We start from the raw sequence: 15,194 nt of genomic DNA, 5'->3' as shown, positions 1-15,194 counted from the left end.
TCTAGGGCCGTGCGCGGTAGATTTGCCGTCAGGTCGATTCGTCCGCTGTACCACCCGGAAGGGAGTCATCAGATGGTCAATCAACTCGATCCCGTGGTGTCGAGGTTCGTCGCCGCGGTGAATACCGGCGACAGCGCCGGATTCTCGGATCTGCTCACCCCGGACGTGACGATGTCGGATGACGGCAGCGATCGCGACGTGCGGGATTGGGTGGACAGCGAGATCTTCGGCAGTAATGCCCGGATGGATGTGGAGTCGGTGTCCGACGGCGGGCGTGCGCTGGTCGCGAATTACACCAACGATCGGTGGGGTGCGATGCGGACCGCGTGGCGGTTCACCGTAGCCGGGGACAAGATCGCCCGCTTCGAGACCGGGCAGGCATAGGGCCGGATCATCGTGTGCCGCCCGAACTTCGGGCATGCGCCTCACGGGGTAGCGATATCGATGACCAACCGGGCCGGATTGTCCGATGCGGTCACCGAGAACGCCGGGCGATCGGCATTCACGCCGATGAACGACTGGGTCGTGCCCTCGAAGACGTGGGTGTTGTACACGCCCGCGATCGAGGGCGCGCTCGGATCGGTCGCCGGATCCGGGCCCGCGTATTCGGTGACACCGCTGTCGAACGGATAGGCCGAGCCGAGGATCTGCACCTGCAGGATCGCGCGCCCGGCCACGGCGATCGGCTTACCGCTGCCGTCCTGTATCGCCCGATCGGTGTACCGCACGCGCCAGCCCGGGCCGCCGATACCGCCGAGTCGATAGACCACGCGATCGAATCCGGAATGATGGGCGATGCGGATATCGGTGACCGTCAGGCGCGCGTCCTGCGACGGCGTGCCCTGGACGGGCGTCGCCGCGGCGGGCGCGGATTCGGTGGTCACGGCCACCGACGTGCTGAGGGCGGGCTGCGACGAGCCGCTGGAGCAACCCGTCAGCAGCGCGAGCGCCGCGGTCATTGTCAAGACCAGCCTGTTACGCATGGGGCAGATGGTATGTGGTGTAACCAATGGGGTGGCCGCGACGACACGGCAACGATCTAGCACACTGTAGGCGTGGTGGAGGTCGACGACGTGCTGAGGCGATTGCGGCGCTATCCGGATGTGGAGGCGGTGAACCTCTACGCCGTCGATGCCGCCGATCGCCTGATCCTCGATGTCGCGGCCGAATCCCTGGCCACGGCGGGCAGCGGCCGTATCGCGGTCATCGACGACGGATACGGCGCGCTCACCCTCGGCGCGATCGCGGCGCACGAGCTGCGCGATGTCCGGGTACATCAGGACCTGTTGACGGGTGAACTGGCCCTGGCCAACAACGCCCGCGCGGTCGGACTGGCCGAGCGCTACGGCGCGCACGGGCTCGGGCCGCGGCTGCTCGAGGATGTCTCGGTGGTACTGCTGCGGCTGCCGCGCGCGCTGTCGGGATTGTCCGAGATCGCCGATGCGATAGCGCGTTACGCCGATCCGGACGTCGAGGTGTTCGCCGGGGCCCGCGACAAGTATCTGACGCCGGCCATGAACGAGGTGCTGTCCGAATCGTTCTCGTCGGTGCAGGCCAGCCGAGGCCGGCAGAAATCACGAACCCTGTTGGCGCAGCGGCCTAGACAGCTGGGCGAGCCGCCCTATCCGGTGCGCAAGTGGATCGATGAGCTGAACCTCGAGGTGGTCGCGCACGGCGCCGCGTTCTCCGGCTCCAAACTCGATATCGGCACCCGATTCCTGCTCGACCATCTGCGCCGGATGAAGCCCGATGCCCGCGACGGGATCGATCTGGGGTGCGGCACCGGCATTCTCGCGGTCACCCTCGCCAAGGCCCGCCCGCATCTGCGCGTGATCGGCACCGATCAGTCCGCGGCGGCGGTCGCCTCGGCCCGCGCCACCGCGGCCGCGAACGGGGTGGACGATCGCGTGACGGTGCTGCGCGACGACGCCATGTCCGAGATTCCCGACCACAGCGCCGATCTGGTGGTCTGCAATCCGCCCTTCCACATCGGCGCGGCCGTGCATACCGGTTCGGCGATCAAGATGTTCTCCGAGACCGGGCGGGTACTGCGGCCGGGCGGCGAGCTGTGGACGGTCTACAACTCCCATCTCAACTATCGCGGCGTGATGGAACGCATGGTCGGCCGGACCGAGGTAATCGGCCGCAACCGCAAGTTCACGGTGACGCGGTCGGTGCGCGGTCTGCGCGATGCGCGGGCGGAGTGAGTAAACAAATAATGCGACCGATCGTTTAGATTGTTAGCCTCGTGCTATGACATTTCGTTCTGGAGTTCTGATGGTCGGGCTCGCGGCCGCCGCTGTCGTACCGGTGCCCGCCGTGGCCGATGCGGGCCCGGTCCCGCAGGCCGATTACACCGCGTCGGCGACGCGCTGGATGTCGGCATGGAACATCACCGATCCCGATCGGCGGCTCGAGGTGCTGGCCTCGGTGTTCGCGCCGGACGGGCGGTATATCAATCCGCTGTTCACCGCGGTCGGGCCCGAGCAGATCAATGCGCGGATCGGAGAACAGCTGCGCATGAATCCGGGGTTCTACCAAAGCGTTTCGGGGCAGGTGTTCACCTATGGGCGGTCGGCGGCCTTCCGCTGGGAGATGGCATCGCCCAGCGTGCATCACGGCGGCTGGGACGGCGCGGCCTACGACGAGCACGGCATGGTGACCCAGATGGTCGGCGGTTTCGATCACTGAAGTCCCCCGGGGCAGGCGCGGTAGAGTCCTGATTGTCCGATTTCTGTCCGGTTCGGGAACTTGCTTCCTGGACTGGACGTTGGATACTCAGAACGGCCACGACGGACGTGGATCGCGAACCTCGGAAAGGCACGAGAACGGTGCGCACCTCAAGCAACCCGATCTTCAAGAACCTGCCGCGTCAGCAAGGCGGTGGATACGCGGGATTCGGTTCGGCGGCTGCGGGCGCCGGACAATACGCTCAGTACGGCCAGCAGCCGTACGGCTACGAGCAGCAGTATCAGCCCTCTCAGACGGCCCCGGCGACGCGGCCGATGACCATCGATGACGTCGTCACCAAGACCGGCATCACGCTCGGTGTGGTGACCGTCGCGGCCATCCTGTCCTACGGTCTGACCTCGGCCAACCACTCGCTCGCCCCGCTGTTCGTGGTGGTCGGCGGCCTGGTCGGCTTCGTGCTGGTGATGATCGCGACGTTCGGGCGCAAGCAGGACAATCCGGCGATCGTGCTGAGCTATGCGGCCGCCGAGGGTCTGTTCCTGGGTGCGTTGTCGTTCATGTTCACCAATGTCGCGTTCGGCGGTGTCGGCGGTTCGGGCCTGATCGCCCAGGCCGTGCTCGGCACCTTCGGTGTGTTCTTCGGCATGCTGGTGGTCTACAAGACCGGCGCGATCCGCGTGACACCGCGGTTCACCCGCATGATGTTCGGCGCCATGATCGGCGTGCTGGTGCTCATGCTGGGCAACCTGATCGCGGCGCTGTTCACCCCCGGCGGTTTCGGTCTGCGCAGCGGCGGCACGATTTCGATCATCTTCAGCCTGGTCGTCATCGCCATCGCGGCCTTCAGCTTCCTGCTCGACTTCGACGCCGCCGATCAGCTGATCCGCGCCCAGGCGCCGGAGAAGGCGGCCTGGGGTGTGGCACTGGGTCTGACCGTCACCCTGGTCTGGCTGTACCTCGAGATCCTGCGGCTGCTGAGTTATCTACAGAACGACTAGCAGCAGGACTGATAGACCGGCATACGGTGGCCATCGGGAATTCCCGGTGGCCACCGTCGTATTCGACGGGCAAGATGAAATGTCATGGGCGACACCGTGAATGGTTCCTGGCCGATCGGGCTGCCGCATTCCCTCGACTATCCCGATGTCGCCGTGGGCGCGGTGCTGGCGGGCTCGGCGCGACGCTTCGGCGACCGCATCGCCTTCCGGCATCGCGAACGATCCCTGAGCTTCGCCGAGCTGTGGCGCGCGGCCTGCCGGTTGGCGAACGGGCTGCGCGGCAAGGGTATCGGCCCCGGCGCGCGGGTGGCGGTCGCGATGCCGAACTGCCTGGAGTTCCCGATCGCCTACTACGGCATCGGGTTGGCGGGCGCCACCTTCGTGCCGATCAATCCCGCGCTGCCGGGTGACCGGATCGCCGCGCAGGTGCGCGATGCGAATGCGGTCCTGGTCGTGACCGCGGCGCAGGTCGCCGAATTATGTTCCGGCGCATCCGATCAGGCACCCCCGGTCGAGATCGATACCCGCCGCGATCTCGCGCATATCGCCTACACCGGCGGTACGACCGGCCTGCCCAAGGGGGTGGAGCTGACCCATCGCAATGTCGTGTGCAATATCGTGCAGCACGGCTGCTGGCATCACGGCGCGGTGCCCGCACTCGACGCGGACGGCGGCGTGATCCTCGATCAGATCGGCCCGCCCGAACAGTGGCCGGTCCGGCTCGGTACCGGCGTGGCCGTCGGCGTGGCGCCGTTCTTCCACGCGATGGGCACCCTGGCCGGAATGAGCGTTCCGGTGCTCGCGGGGATGACCACGATCCTGCACGACTCCTTCGACGCCGCCGCCTATCTCGCCGATGTCGAGCGGTACGGGGCGACCTACGTTCTCGGCGCGCCCGCCATGCATCACCGGCTGCTGCGCTGTCCGGATCTCGCCGTCCGTGATCTGTCCTCGGTGCGCGCCGTCGGATCCGGTGGCGCGCCGCTGCCCACGCCGACCTTCCAGGCGCTGCGGCAGGCGTTTCCGGAGGCGACGGTGGGCGAAGGGTACGGGCTGAGCGAAGTCAGCATGGGCGCGACGAATCAGCCCTCGCACCGGTCGGGGTTGCGCAAGTCCGGCACCGTGGGTGTGCCGATCTTCGATACCGAGATCAAGGTTGTCGCAGGCGATTCCGGTGCGGCGTTGCCGACGGGTGCGCGCGGCGAGGTCTGGATCCGCGGGCCGCAGGTCATGCGGGGATATCATCGTCAGCCCGAGGCGACTGCGGAAGTGTTGCGCGACGGCTGGTTTCGCACCGGTGATATCGGTGTCTTGGACGAGCATGGCTATCTGTCCATCGTCGACCGCATCAAGGATGTGCTGCTCTACAACGGCTACAACGTGTATCCGCGTGAGCTGGAGGAGCTGCTGTTGTCGCGGCCCGGGGTCGTCGCGGCGGCGGTGGTGGGCCGGGCGCATCCCGAATCCGGGGAGGTGCCGGTCGCTTTCGTGGTTCCGGTGCCGGAATCCATGCCGGATGCCGCGGCGTTGATGGCGGCGGTCAACGCCCGGGTGGCGCCCTATCAGCGCCTGCGCGAGGTGCGCTTCCTCGACGAGCTGCCGGTGTCCCCGGCCGGGAAGACGCTGAAGCGGGAGCTGCGAAACCTGCTGGGGTGACTCGATTCGCTCCTCGGGACGGATTGTCTTGTCGCCCAAGATGTTTCCATGCCCGAGGAGCGAAGTCGATTACCTGGCGGACAAGGCTCAGCTGAGGCGTTCGATGATCATGGCCATGCCCTGACCGCCGCCGACGCACATGGTCTCCACGCCGAACTGCTTATCGTGGGTCTGCAGGTTGTTGATCAGGGTGGCGGTGATGCGGGCGCCGGTCATGCCGAACGGATGGCCCAGGGCGATGGCGCCGCCGGAGACGTTCAGCTTGTCCAGATCCATGTTCAGCTCGCGCGCCGAAGCGAGTACCTGCACGGCGAAGGCCTCGTTGATCTCGTACAGATCGATATCGCCGATGGTCTTGCCCGCGATCTGCAATGCGTTGCGGGTGGCCTGGATCGGGCCCAGGCCCATGATCTCCGGCGACAGACCGGAGACGCCGGTGGATACGATGCGGGCCAGCGGGGTGAGGCCCAGCTCGCGAGCCTTGGTGTCGCTCATGATGACCAGCGCGGCGGCGCCGTCGTTGAGCGGACAGGCATTACCGGCGGTGATCGTGCCGTCGGGACGGAACACCGGCTTGAGCGTGGACACCTTCTCGTAGGTGGTGCCCGGGCGCGGGCCGTCGTCGAGGGACACCACACTGCCGTCGGGCAGCGTCACCGGCGTGATCTCCCGCTCGAAGAAGCCCGCCTTGAGGGCCTCCTCGGCGCGGTTCTGTGAGCGCACGCCCCAGCGGTCCTGCTCCTCGCGGCTGATGCCGGTGAGCTGGGCGACATTCTCGGCGGTCTGGCCCATGGCGATGTAGATATCGGGCAGCTGGTCGAGTTCGCGCGGATCCTGCCAGCCGTCCGAACCACCCTCGGCGCGCTTGGCCGTGCGGGCCTCGGCGTTGGTGAACTGGATGTTGTGCGTATCGGGCCAGCCGTCGGAGCTGCCCTTCCCGAATCGCGACACCGTCTCCACACCGGCGGAGATGAACACATCACCCTCGCCCGCCTTGATGGCGTGGAAGGCCATCCGGGTGGTCTGCAGCGAGGAGGCGCAGTAGCGGTTGACCGTGGTGCCGGGCATGTAGTCGTAACCCAGCTGGGTCGCCACCACCTTGGCCATGTTGAAGCCGCCCTCGCCGCCGGGCTGGCCGCAGCCGAGCATCAGATCGTCGATGTCGGCGGCCGCGAGCGCGGGCACCTTGTCCAGGGCGGCCTGCACCATCTGGGTGGCCAGATCGTCCGGGCGCATGCTCACCAGGGAGCCCTTGGCGGCTCGGCCGATCGGCGAGCGGGCGTAGGACACGATGACGGCCTCGGGCATGAGGGCGCTCCTTATGTCGTGTGGCGGTGACGAGAAGCCAAGCGGCTGCTCGGTACAGCGGTATGGAGTTCTCCTCCGAATTTACGTCGCGAGCATCGGATGCGGAACACCCGGTATGTCCCGATCGCTGGCGCGCAGTTCACGCAGGAGCGCGGGCAACAGATGACTCGCGGCCAGTTCGTAGCCCGCCGCCGAGGGGTGGAAACCGTCCGTGGAGAACAGGATTTCGGGCGTGCTGCGGAAATCGCGGCCGAGCAGATCGCCCATCGGAACGGGACAGCCGCCCGCGGCGAGCGTGCCGGCCGCCTGTGCCCGGGCCAATCGCACACTCCAGCCGTGCACCACGGTGCGCAGCGGCTGTGGAATCGCCGCCACCGTACCGAGATCCGGGCAGGTGCCGACCACGACCACACTGCCCGCCGCGCGCAGCCGGGCGACGGTGTGGCGCACCCGCTGCGCGGACCGCAGCACCGAATGCTTCTTGGTGACGTCGTTACCGCCGACCAGGATGACCGCGGCGTCCGGCGGCGGCCCGGCGACGAACATCGCGTCCACCTGGCCCGCAAGGCCTTTCGAGGTGGCACCCGAGATCGCCTTGGTGCTCAACCGGATTCGCTGCCCGGTCTGCTCGGCCAGCCCGCGCGCGATGCGCACCCCGGGCACCTCCTCGGCACTCACGCAGCCGACCCCCGCGGCGGTGGAATCGCCGAATACCATGAGATGCAGGGCGAATGGAACCCCTGTCCGCCACCGCTGCGGGGTATGGCAACCCGCCGTATAGATCCCGTCGGCCTCCGGCGGTTTGGAGATATCACGGCCGATGACGGTTCGCGCGGCCTGCGCCTGCGACATCAGCAACTTGTAGGTCGCCCACCATCCGGCGGTGGCTCCCGACCCGGCCACCACGGTCGCGGCTCCTGTCACCGCGAATGTCCGCCACGTTTTCACCACCGAAACCCTCCGCTACGGCCTCTCTCGACTCGACCACGCCTGCGTATATCGTGCCGGATGGATCGAATGTGAGCACCGAAGAGTGATTATTGCCCCGGCGGCGGGCCGGGGACGTCGAAGGCGGCGTGTACGGGGAGGTTGAGGGCGCCGGTGGAGACGACGACCTCGATATGGCCCGGGCCGGTGTCCTGGAACAGCGCGTAGAGCATGCTGCCGTAGATACCCGCGACCACGTCCACGTGGTATTGGCCCGCGGCGCCGGTGTTCACATTGCGCCAGGACACCGTGGTGTCGACATCGCAGAGCGGGGCGAGCGGATATTGGCCGGGGCCGATACCCGAAATCGGCAGCGCCTGCACGTTGATCACGGCGCGGCCGGGATAGTCCGGGCCGGTATCGGCCCAGGTACGGATGTTGCCCCAGCAGAGCCCGCCGTTGAACTGGCTTATCGTCTGGGGGAATTCGACGGTTTGAGCGTGCGCGGGCGCGACGATCGCTGCGGTCCCGAGCGATCCGAGCACGACAGCGCGGGCGGTCTTCGACATCCTCACCCGGGCGATGATAGGGGGGATTTGGTTCGGAAGGGTCATATGTGGTAAACGCCGCGCCGCAAAGCGGACATGCCGGACCATTCGCACCCGATCCGAGTATCCGGCCCGGTTCTGCGACGATAGATCCATGCGCATCGCGAACCATGTCGTCGACCTGATCGGCAACACCCCGCTCGTTCGGCTGCACTCCGTGGTGGGTCCGGATTCCGGTCTGGTGGCGGCGAAGATCGAATACCTCAACCCCGGCGGCAGCTCCAAGGACCGCATCGCGGTCAAGATGATCGACGCCGCCGAGGAGCAGGGACTGCTGAAGCCGGGCGGCACCATCGTCGAACCCACCTCCGGCAACACCGGCGTCGGACTGGCCCTGGTCGCGCAGCAGCGCGGCTACAAATGCGTCTTCGTCTGCCCGGACAAGGTCAGTGAGGACAAGCGAAATGTCTTGCGCGCCTACGGCGCCGAGGTGGTGGTGTGCCCGACCGCCGTGCCGCCGGAACATCCGGACAGCTACTACAACGTCTCCGATCGCCTGGTTCGCGAGATCGAGGGCGCGTGGAAGCCCGACCAGTACTCCAATCCGGGCGGCCCGGCCAGCCACTACGAGACCACCGGCCCGGAGATCTGGCGCGATACCGAGGGCAAGGTCACCCATTTCGTCGCGGGTGTCGGCACCGGCGGCACGATCACCGGCACCGGCCGTTACCTCAAGGAGGTGTCCGGCGGGAAGGTACAGGTGATCGGCGCCGATCCGGAGGGTTCGGTGTACTCCGGCGGCACCGGTCGCCCCTATCTGGTCGAGGGCGTGGGCGAGGACTTCTGGCCCACCGCCTACGACCCGAACATCCCCGACGAGATCATCGCGGTCTCCGATGCCGACTCCTTCGAGATGACCCGACGCCTGGCCCGCGAGGAGGGGCTGCTGGTCGGCGGCTCCTGCGGGATGGCCGTGGTCGCGGCCCTGCGGGTCGCCGAGCGGGATCCGGAGGCGGTAGTCGTGGTGCTGCTGCCCGATGGCGGCCGCGGCTATCTGTCGAAGATCTTCAACGACCGCTGGATGAGTTCCTACGGCTTCCTGCGCTCGCGCCTGGACGGGCGCACCGAGCCGCTGGTCGGGGATGTGCTGCGCGGAAAGTCCGGTGCGCTGCCCGATCTCGTGCACACTCATCCGTCCGAGACACTGCGCGATGCCATCGAGATCCTGCGCGAATACGGCGTCTCGCAGATGCCGGTGGTCGGCGCCGAGCCGCCGGTGATGGCCGGCGAGGTGGCGGGCAGCGTGAGCGAGCGGGATCTGCTCTCCGCGGTGTTCGAGGGCCGCGCGCATCTGACCGATCCGGTGTCCAAGCATATGAGCGAGTCGTTCCCGCTGATCGGTTCCGGTGAGCCGGTGTCCTCGGCGACCAAGGCGTTGGAGTCGACCGATGCGCTGATGGTGGTCGAGGACGGTAAGCCGATCGGCGTCATCACCCGTCACGATCTGCTCGGATTCCTCAGCGTCTACTGAGCCCGTCTCGCCCGAAAACGCACCCTCGCCCGAGGGTGCGTTTTTGTTTCCGTCAGGTAACAGCTGAGGGGTAACTGGTCGCTTGGTCGAATACTTCCAGGTGGGAGGGTATAACCGCGATTCTGACGAATACTCCTACTGCTATAGAGGAATCGCGGGATGAGTGCAGTATCACTCTCCCGAGTACGCTCGATAACTGGATCGTTACCGGAAGTTCATGGGCGATGGCAATGATGGGACCCAATGACTCGGGGACAAGCGTTTGTATGGGTGCTGTTGTCGGCCGCGGTGATCGTCGTCGCCGACATTCTCCGACGTGTCGGATTCCCGGCCCCCGAGATGATCGTGTCGCTCGTCGTCGGCGCGGGATTGGCGCTGAGCGGGCGGCTGCCCGCAGCGCTGCCGCGCTCGGTGAATACCGCCGTGCAGGGCATGCTGGGCGTGCTCATGGGCAGCTATCTCGAGATGACGCTGCTGCACTCGACCGGCTGGGCGCTGGTTCCGGTGCTGCTGGTCACGGTGGCCACCCTGGGGATCAGCGTGCTCGTGGCGATCGTCTTCGCGCGCGTCACCAAGATGGATATCGCGACGGCGACGCTGGGCATGATGGCCGGCGGTTCGGCGGCCGTGGTGGCCTGCGCCGACGAGTTGGGCGCCGATCCTCGCCGAGTGGCGTTCATGCAGTATCTGCGGGTCGCCTTCGTGGCCTTGAGCGCTCCCGTGATCGCGGCGGCGCTCGGTGAGGGGGACGGCTCGGGCGCGGGAATGGTCGGCCGGGTGACCAATCCGGACCTGCCCGGCTGGATGATCGTAGGGCGCGGCGATCAGGTGGCCGGACTGTCCATCGCGATCATGCTGTGCGTGATCGGAATTCGCGTGGGGCGCCGGCTGCGGCTGCCGAATGCCGCGCTGCTCGGGCCGATGCTGCTGGCGATGGCGCTCGCCGCGTCCGGGGTGAGCCACGGATATGCGCCCACCCATCTGTTCAAGCACCTGCTGTTCGTCTTCATCGGCTTCGAGGTGGGCACCCGATTCACCCGTGCGGTCGTGGTCGAGATGGCCCGGCTGCTCCCCGCGATGTTCGTCGCGGTCGTGGCGCTGTCCGGGCTGGTGGCCGCGGTCGCGCTGAGCCTGGCGCTGTTCCTGGATCTGCGGCCCACCGATCTGTATCTGGCCACCACGCCCGGCGGCATCAACGCCGTGCTGGCCACGGCCGAGACCATGAACGTCAACACCCCGCTGATCACGTGTGTGCAGAGCATCCGGCTGCTCGTGATGGTGCTGGTCCTGCCCCTGGTGATGCGCGTGCTGCGCAACCGGGTGTCGCCGGTCGTCGACGAGGCGGTGGATGTGCTCGAGGCGGATCGCCGCGCGCGGAATGCCGGGCTGATTCTGCGGACTTCCGGTCGCTAGCCTCCGTGATCTTGGACCGTTCGGAAACGGACAAAAGGTCTCGATCTCGCTCGGCGCGGTGACTTTCTTCGTGATCGATGACACCCGTAGGGGATCCATAAAGCGGCTGCTCAGCGCTTCGGCGGTGTCGCAATTGAGACAACCTACGGTTACGTAACATCTTTTGTTCATCTTTGGTTAAGTTTATGGCAACCTACCGCAACCATCCTGTGATCTCCGGTTGAAAACAGACCTCAGGTCTGAAAGTACGAGGAGTAGTCACACGCCAATGCGGGACACGACTTTCCGGCGAAGTGCATGCCGGAGTCATCGGTAGGGCGGTTCGGCCGCCCCAGAATCCGGGTCGTGTCAGTTGGGGAGCCAGTCTCTCCCCGCTCCCAGCGACAACAGCATCCAGCGCGTAGGTGAGCCCGAGAAACGGGGGCTGGCCTTGGTTCCGCGCTGCCTGTTGCAGGCCGTCAGGCCGACACAGAGTAGGAATCACGTCGAATGTCGAAGTCCCCGAAGAGCAGTAGAGCCAAGGCGGTCGCACGCACCGCCGGATCCGCCACCCTGGCCCTGACCGCCGTTGCCGCCCTCACCGGTGCGGCCGGATATCAGCCGGGCGTAGATCCGGTCGCGCTGGCGTCGACGATCGCCGACTCCGCTCCTCAGCTGGTTCCGGCCGCGATCCCGGCGCCCATGCCCGCGCCCGCGCCGCTGCCCGTGCTCCCGCCGCCTCCTCCGCTGGCGCCGAGCTATCCCGACACCCTCGACGGATGGATCCATCAGGCCCTCGACATCATGTCGGCGCACGGAATTCCCGGCAGTTACGACGGCATCATGCGCAATGTGCAGCGCGAGTCGTCGGGCAATCCGCGGGCCATCAACCTCTACGACTCCAATGCGGCCGCCGGCATCCCGTCCAAGGGCCTGCTTCAGGTCATCGATCCGACCTTTCGCGCCTATCACGTAGACGGCACGTCCTGGGACATCTACGATCCGGTTGCGAATATCACAGCCGCCTGCAATTACGCGGCATCGCGCTACGGGTCGATGGACAACGTCAGTTCCTCGTACTGACACTGTTTAACAATCTGGCAGCAATATCATCGCTAACTAGTGATTCCAGTGATCACGGCGGGGTATAACCGGCCTAGTAGTAGTTCTGGCAAACCATCGGGAATGGCAGATAGCGAAGGGATGGGTCGGTGCACACCTCCAGTTTGGCTATCGTATGGCAGCAGGGCCTCTCGAACGCGTGGACCTCGATCGCGACGTGGGTGCCCAAGTTCGTCGGATTCTTGGTGATCCTGCTCGCCGGGTGGATCGTCGCCACGGTCGTGGCGAAAGTCGCCGACCGGATTCTGCGCCGGATCGGCTTCGATCGATTGGTCGAGCGCGGCGGCATCAAGGACATGCTGTCGCGGAGCCGATACGACGCCACCGACATCCTGGTGAAGCTGGTTTACTACGCGATCATCCTGATCGCGCTGCAGATCGGTTTCGGGGCCTTCGGACCGAATCCGATCAGCGACATGCTCAACGGCGTCGTCGCCTGGCTGCCGCGGGCCTTCGTCGCGATCATCATCGTGTGTATCGCCGGCGCGATCGCGCGGGCCGTCATGGATCTGATCGCGAACATGCTCAGCGGCCTGTCCTACGGCCGCATGCTGGGCCGGATCGCCGCGGTGTTCATCTGGGGCGTGGGCATCATCGCCGCGCTGAACCAGATCGGGGTGGCCACCTCGGTCACCACGCCCATCCTGGTCACCGTGCTGGCGACCATCGGCGGTGTGCTGGTGGTCGGCGTGGGCGGTGGCCTGGTCCGGCCCATGCAGCAGCGCTGGGAGGGCTGGCTGGACACCGTCGAGGGCGAGATGCCGCAGCTGCGGGGTCATGCCGAGGCGTATCAGCGCGGGCGCGAGGATGCCGCGCGGCAGCGGCAGATCGTGCGCGATCAGTGGGCCCGGGGCGAACAACCGGGCGAGCGGTGGGCGCCGCAGATGGCCAATGCCGGATATGCCGACGATGACATGGACCAGCAGCAGATGGGCCAGCAGCAGGGCGATATGGGCTACGGCTCCGGCCCTGAGCGTCGTGGCAGCCAGTCCGGTTACGGCATGCAGCCGGGAATGCCGCAGGGCATGCCGTCCGGTGGCCAGGGCGGCGGGATGAATCGCCCGGGTATCGGTTACCCCACCCCGAACCGCGGGGACTCCGGTTACAACAACGGCCCGAATCGCGGGGACGGTGGATTCGGTGGTCGCGGGGACGGCGGGTTCGGCGGTCCGAACCGTGGCGATGCCGGGCCGGGCGGCCCGAGTCGCGGGGACGCGGGGTTCGGCGGTCCCGCTCGCGGGGATTCCGGACAGAACGGTCCGCACCGCGGGGATTCCGGATACGGCGATCAGCGCCGACGGGATTCGGGTTACGACGATCAGCGCGGCCAGGGGAATCCGCAGCAGCGTCATTGACAGGTGAATCCTCGCCGCCCGGTGCCCGAACGCGCCGGGCGGCGAGGATCAATCCAGTCGCTCAGGCCTTTTCGGTCGCCAAGAGGCAGACACCGGCCAAACGCAAATGCAGCCAATCGGCATCGGCCCAGCTGTCGTGATCATGCGGTACGCACAAGGACTCCCGGCCGCAATGTTCGAGCAGCCCGCGGGCATATCCGGCGAGCAGCACGCTGCCGGGCACCGCGGCCGAATTCTCCACTCCCAGTTCGAGAATGTCGCGGACGGCGGCCGCATGCTGGTCCAGGGCCGCCGAAACCGCCGGGACCTGACGGGCTGCCTCCTGCGCCGGAACTCCGTGCGTCCTGTGCAGGCGATTGAGGGTCTTGCGCGCCGACACTTCGAGCAACGCGGAGCCGAGCAAAAACACCAGGTCATACTAGCAATCCGGCGCATCGGCAGCACTGTGATGTTTCACAAGGTCAGCGGAATGCCTTGGATCCCGTGAGCGCCTCGCCGAGTACGAGCTGATGGACCTCGGCCGTGCCCTCGTAGGTCAGCACCGACTCCAGGTTGTTGGCGTGGCGCAGCACCGGATAATCCAGCGTGATGCCGTTGGCGCCGAGGATCGTCCGGCATTCGCGGGCGATGGCGATCGCCTCGCGGGTGCTGTTGAGCTTGCCCGCGCTGACCTGCTCGGGCCGCAGTCCGCCCTGATCCTTCAACCGGCCCAGATGCAGGGCCAGCAGCTGACCCTTACCCAGTTCGACGGCCATATCCGCGATCTTGGCCTGGGTCAGCTGATAGGCCGCGAGCGGCTTGTCGAATACCTGGCGGGTGCGGGCGTAGTCGATGGCCGCGCTCAGGCAGTCGCGCGCGGCGCCCAGTGCGCCGAAGACGATGCCGAACCGGGCCTCCGACAGACAGCCCAGCGGTGCGGCCAGGCCCTTGGCCTCCGGCAGCAATGCCTCCTCGGGCAGCCGCACCCCGTCCAGATCCAGCTCCGCGGTGATCGAGGCGCGCAGCGACAGCTTGTGATGCATCTCGCGGGTGGTGAAGCCGGGGGTGCCCGCGGGAACCAGGAAGCCGCGGATGCCCTCCTCGGTGCGGGCCCACACCACGGCCACATCGGCGACCGAGCCGTTGGTGATCCACATCTTGGATCCGTCGAGCACCCAATCCGTCCCGTCGCGCTTGGCGCGGGTGCGCATGCCGCCCGGATTCGAGCCGAAATCGGGTTCGGTCAGGCCGAAACAGCCCAGGGCGTTGCCCGCGGCCAGCTCGGGCAGCCACCGCTGCTTCTGCTCCTCGGAGCCGTACTTGTGGATCGCGGTCATCGCCAGCGAACCCTGCACCGAAACCATGCTGCGCACACCGGAATCCACGGCCTCGAGCTCCAGGCAGGCCAGCCCGTACTCGGTCGCGGACGTGCCCGCGCAGCCGTAACCCTCGAGATGCATGCCGAGCAGCCCGAGCTTGCCGAGCTCCGGCGCCAGTTCACGAGCCGGGAACGTCCCCGCCTCGAACCATTCGGCGACGTAGGGGCGCAGCCGCTGCTCCCCGAACAGCCGAACCGTGTCCCGGATCTGCCGCTCGGTATCGGTGAGCAGGGAATCGATGGCGAATAGCTCGTCAACCGTGGTCATGATGGCCACACTAATGGTCGGCTGACCGGCGCGCGGGAACA

The 15,194-nt window shown here is 66.9% G+C and carries 15 protein-coding genes; 9 read left to right on the top strand and 6 right to left on the bottom strand.

The window, feature by feature from the left end; all coding sequences use genetic code 11:
• The first annotated feature begins 72 nt into the window (after nt 1-72).
• Nucleotides 73-384 (top strand): nuclear transport factor 2 family protein, encoded by a 312-nt coding sequence (locus ACIA76_RS12985; protein ID WP_397151775.1) that lies wholly within the window; start codon nt 73-75, stop codon nt 382-384.
• A gap of 41 nt (nt 385-425) precedes the next feature.
• Here the strand turns inward: ACIA76_RS12985 and ACIA76_RS12980 are convergent, their stop codons facing one another.
• Complete coding sequence (locus ACIA76_RS12980; RefSeq protein ID WP_397151773.1) at nt 426-983, bottom strand: hypothetical protein; 558 nt, start codon at nt 981-983, stop codon at nt 426-428.
• 72 nt (nt 984-1,055) lie between these two features.
• Between ACIA76_RS12980 and ACIA76_RS12975 the strand changes: the two genes are divergently transcribed.
• The 4 genes from ACIA76_RS12975 to ACIA76_RS12960 all read left to right on the top strand — a co-directional run bounded on the left by ACIA76_RS12975 (nt 1,056) and on the right by ACIA76_RS12960 (nt 5,345).
• Nucleotides 1,056-2,207: a class I SAM-dependent methyltransferase gene (locus tag ACIA76_RS12975; protein WP_397151771.1), complete on the top strand. Its 1,152-nt coding sequence runs from the start codon at nt 1,056-1,058 to the stop codon at nt 2,205-2,207.
• A gap of 46 nt (nt 2,208-2,253) precedes the next feature.
• The gene (locus ACIA76_RS12970; protein WP_397151769.1) at nt 2,254-2,691 is read left to right on the top strand and encodes a nuclear transport factor 2 family protein; all 438 of its coding nucleotides are present in this window, start codon (nt 2,254-2,256) and stop codon (nt 2,689-2,691) included.
• Between the two features lie 140 nt (nt 2,692-2,831).
• On the top strand, nt 2,832-3,689 hold the full coding sequence (locus ACIA76_RS12965; protein WP_397151767.1) for a Bax inhibitor-1/YccA family protein: 858 nt from the start codon (nt 2,832-2,834) through the stop codon (nt 3,687-3,689).
• Between the two features lie 84 nt (nt 3,690-3,773).
• The gene (locus tag ACIA76_RS12960) at nt 3,774-5,345 is read left to right on the top strand and encodes a class I adenylate-forming enzyme family protein (protein ID WP_397151765.1); all 1,572 of its coding nucleotides are present in this window, start codon (nt 3,774-3,776) and stop codon (nt 5,343-5,345) included.
• Between the two features lie 87 nt (nt 5,346-5,432).
• Here the strand turns inward: ACIA76_RS12960 and ACIA76_RS12955 are convergent, their stop codons facing one another.
• The 3 genes from ACIA76_RS12955 to ACIA76_RS12945 form a co-directional block, all read right to left on the bottom strand.
• Nucleotides 5,433-6,653 carry an acetyl-CoA C-acetyltransferase gene (locus ACIA76_RS12955; protein WP_397151763.1) on the bottom strand — a complete coding sequence of 407 codons (1,221 nt, stop codon included), beginning with the start codon at nt 6,651-6,653 and terminating at the stop codon, nt 5,433-5,435.
• Between the two features lie 81 nt (nt 6,654-6,734).
• The gene (locus ACIA76_RS12950) at nt 6,735-7,604 is read right to left on the bottom strand and encodes an SGNH/GDSL hydrolase family protein (protein WP_397151761.1); all 870 of its coding nucleotides are present in this window, start codon (nt 7,602-7,604) and stop codon (nt 6,735-6,737) included.
• A gap of 86 nt (nt 7,605-7,690) precedes the next feature.
• Nucleotides 7,691-8,149 carry a hypothetical protein gene (locus ACIA76_RS12945; protein ID WP_397151982.1) on the bottom strand — a complete coding sequence of 153 codons (459 nt, stop codon included), beginning with the start codon at nt 8,147-8,149 and terminating at the stop codon, nt 7,691-7,693.
• Between the two features lie 133 nt (nt 8,150-8,282).
• Here ACIA76_RS12945 and ACIA76_RS12940 point away from each other — a divergent pair, with 133 nt between their 5' ends.
• The 4 genes from ACIA76_RS12940 to ACIA76_RS12925 all read left to right on the top strand — a co-directional run bounded on the left by ACIA76_RS12940 (nt 8,283) and on the right by ACIA76_RS12925 (nt 13,528).
• Nucleotides 8,283-9,659 (top strand): cystathionine beta-synthase, encoded by a 1,377-nt coding sequence (locus ACIA76_RS12940; RefSeq protein WP_397151759.1) that lies wholly within the window; start codon nt 8,283-8,285, stop codon nt 9,657-9,659.
• 243 nt (nt 9,660-9,902) lie between these two features.
• The gene (locus ACIA76_RS12935; RefSeq protein ID WP_397151757.1) at nt 9,903-11,072 is read left to right on the top strand and encodes an AbrB family transcriptional regulator; all 1,170 of its coding nucleotides are present in this window, start codon (nt 9,903-9,905) and stop codon (nt 11,070-11,072) included.
• Nucleotides 11,073-11,561: 489 nt separating this feature from the next.
• A complete protein-coding gene (locus tag ACIA76_RS12930) occupies nt 11,562-12,134 on the top strand; it encodes a transglycosylase SLT domain-containing protein (protein WP_397151755.1) in 573 nt (190 codons plus the stop codon).
• Nucleotides 12,135-12,262: 128 nt separating this feature from the next.
• Complete coding sequence (locus ACIA76_RS12925) at nt 12,263-13,528, top strand: hypothetical protein (RefSeq protein ID WP_397151753.1); 1,266 nt, start codon at nt 12,263-12,265, stop codon at nt 13,526-13,528.
• 61 nt (nt 13,529-13,589) lie between these two features.
• Here ACIA76_RS12925 and ACIA76_RS12920 read toward each other — a convergent pair whose 3' ends face one another.
• Together ACIA76_RS12920 and ACIA76_RS12915 are read right to left on the bottom strand one after the other, a co-directional pair.
• Nucleotides 13,590-13,937 (bottom strand): DUF6401 family natural product biosynthesis protein, encoded by a 348-nt coding sequence (locus tag ACIA76_RS12920; RefSeq protein WP_397151751.1) that lies wholly within the window; start codon nt 13,935-13,937, stop codon nt 13,590-13,592.
• 52 nt (nt 13,938-13,989) lie between these two features.
• The gene (locus ACIA76_RS12915) at nt 13,990-15,153 is read right to left on the bottom strand and encodes an acyl-CoA dehydrogenase family protein (RefSeq protein WP_397151749.1); all 1,164 of its coding nucleotides are present in this window, start codon (nt 15,151-15,153) and stop codon (nt 13,990-13,992) included.
• Nucleotides 15,154-15,194 lie beyond the last annotated feature (41 nt).

The sequence above is a fragment of the Nocardia sp. NPDC051570 genome (genome assembly GCF_044454005.1).
Classification (GTDB): domain Bacteria; phylum Actinomycetota; class Actinomycetes; order Mycobacteriales; family Mycobacteriaceae; genus Nocardia.
The sequence above is the reverse complement of the archived record's forward strand: the minus strand, read 5'-3'. Positions and strand labels throughout refer to the sequence as shown.

Excerpts from the sequence above, each read along its gene's own strand:
- ACIA76_RS12985 (WP_397151775.1), top strand. The coding sequence starts at position 73 with ATGGTCAATCAACTCGATCCCGTGGTGTCGAGGTTCGTCGCCGCGGTG.
- ACIA76_RS12980 (WP_397151773.1), bottom strand. The coding sequence starts at position 983 with ATGCGTAACAGGCTGGTCTTGACAATGACCGCGGCGCTCGCGCTGCTG.
- ACIA76_RS12970 (WP_397151769.1), top strand. The coding sequence starts at position 2,254 with ATGACATTTCGTTCTGGAGTTCTGATGGTCGGGCTCGCGGCCGCCGCT.
- ACIA76_RS12960 (WP_397151765.1), top strand. The coding sequence starts at position 3,774 with ATGGGCGACACCGTGAATGGTTCCTGGCCGATCGGGCTGCCGCATTCC.
- ACIA76_RS12955 (WP_397151763.1), bottom strand. The coding sequence starts at position 6,653 with ATGCCCGAGGCCGTCATCGTGTCCTACGCCCGCTCGCCGATCGGCCGA.
- ACIA76_RS12945 (WP_397151982.1), bottom strand. The coding sequence starts at position 8,149 with ATGTCGAAGACCGCCCGCGCTGTCGTGCTCGGATCGCTCGGGACCGCA.
- ACIA76_RS12940 (WP_397151759.1), top strand. The coding sequence starts at position 8,283 with ATGCGCATCGCGAACCATGTCGTCGACCTGATCGGCAACACCCCGCTC.
- ACIA76_RS12935 (WP_397151757.1), top strand. The coding sequence starts at position 9,903 with ATGACTCGGGGACAAGCGTTTGTATGGGTGCTGTTGTCGGCCGCGGTG.
- ACIA76_RS12930 (WP_397151755.1), top strand. The coding sequence starts at position 11,562 with ATGTCGAAGTCCCCGAAGAGCAGTAGAGCCAAGGCGGTCGCACGCACC.
- ACIA76_RS12915 (WP_397151749.1), bottom strand. The coding sequence starts at position 15,153 with ATGACCACGGTTGACGAGCTATTCGCCATCGATTCCCTGCTCACCGAT.